The sequence below is a fragment of the Halomonas sp. BC1 genome (genome assembly GCF_002078135.1).
GTDB lineage: Bacteria > Pseudomonadota > Gammaproteobacteria > Pseudomonadales > Halomonadaceae > Vreelandella > Vreelandella stevensii.
Genome location: NZ_LFGS01000019.1, coordinates 318997 through 320181 on the forward strand (window position 1 = coordinate 318997; position 1185 = coordinate 320181).

The 1185-nt window shown below is 60.1% G+C and carries 2 protein-coding genes; one reads left to right on the forward strand and one right to left on the reverse strand.

The genetic code is table 11. The features are described from left to right. Nucleotides 1-12: 12 nt before the first annotated feature. A complete protein-coding gene (locus B7L72_RS15510; protein ID WP_081195375.1) occupies nucleotides 13-867 on the reverse strand; it encodes an SDR family oxidoreductase in 855 nt (284 codons plus the stop codon). Nucleotides 868-1081: 214 nt separating this feature from the next. Between B7L72_RS15510 and B7L72_RS15515 the strand changes: the two genes are divergently transcribed. Beyond that, a partial coding sequence (locus B7L72_RS15515) for a helix-turn-helix domain-containing protein (RefSeq protein WP_176212914.1) occupies nucleotides 1082-1185 on the forward strand: 104 nt, incomplete at its 3' end.

Below are 1185 nucleotides of genomic sequence, written 5' to 3' on the forward strand. Positions count from 1 at the left end.
ACCGACAGGCTGCTAGGTATTCAGAATCACGCCACCGTTCAGGTGCAGTGTTTGGCCGCTCATGTAGGATGACTCTTCACAGGCCAGGTACACGTAGGCCGGGCCGATTTCACTGGGCTGTCCGGCGCGTTTCATCGGCACCTGATTGCCGAACTCCGCGACTTTCTCTTCATCGAAGCTGGCCGGAATCAGCGGTGTCCAGATGGGGCCGGGAGCCACGGCGTTGACACGGATGCCACGGTCCATCAGCGACATGGCCAGCGAGCGTATCAGCCCCTGAATGGCGCCCTTGGTGGCGGTGTAGTCGATCAGCGTGTCATTGCCTTTGAAGGCATTGATGGAGGAGGTGCCGATGATGGTGTCGCCTTCGCTCAGATGGGGCAGCGCCGCTTTGGTCAGATAGAAGTGGCTGAACACGTTGGTCTGGAAGGTGCGCTGAAGCTGGTCGTCCGGGATATCGGTGATGTCGTCCCAGTCGTACTGCTCGGCTGCGTTATGGATCACGATATTGATCTTGCCGAACTCCTGCCGGGTGCGGTTGACGATTTCTCGGCAGAAGCTGGGCGCGGCCACATCGCCTTTCAGCACCAGGCAGCGGCGGCCTTCGGCTTCTACCAGCCGCTTGGTCTCTTCGGCGTCGCGGCTCTCCTTGAGGTGCACGATCACGCTGTCGCCCCCTTCACGGGCGTAGTGCACCGCAATGGCTCGGCCGATGCCGCTGTCGCCACCGGTGATGATCGCCACTTTGTCCAGCAACTTCTCGGCACCGCGATAGCTGTCGCGAATGTACTCGGGCTCGGGGCGCATGGCATGCTCATCGCCCGGCTGTTTTTGCTGATGCTGTGGGGGTTGCTGTTGGTCGCTCATGTGCGGTCACTCCTTTTTAGGCACAGACACGTAACTCCTAAGGACACACGACGCTACGACGAGCGCTGCCACCCGCATCCTGGGGTGCAGAGCGCTCCAGCGCCGTGCTTACCAAACAGCGCGTAAAGCATCGCCCAGTCGGGCGGTGATACAAGCGCGCACCGCGTAGCGGTGCCAGATTGACTTCGCTTCATTACCCTGATATTTATACAGCATGACAAAGCGTGCCTACAAAGAGCGGTTCTACCCCACCTCCGAACAGGCTGAGCTGCTGGCGCAGTCGTTCGGGTGTGCCCGTTTTGTCTGGAATAATACCCT

Coding starts and splice junctions, on each gene's coding strand:
- B7L72_RS15510 (WP_081195375.1), bottom strand. CDS start 867: ATGAGCGACCAACAGCAACCCCCACAGCATCAGCAAAAACAGCCGGGC.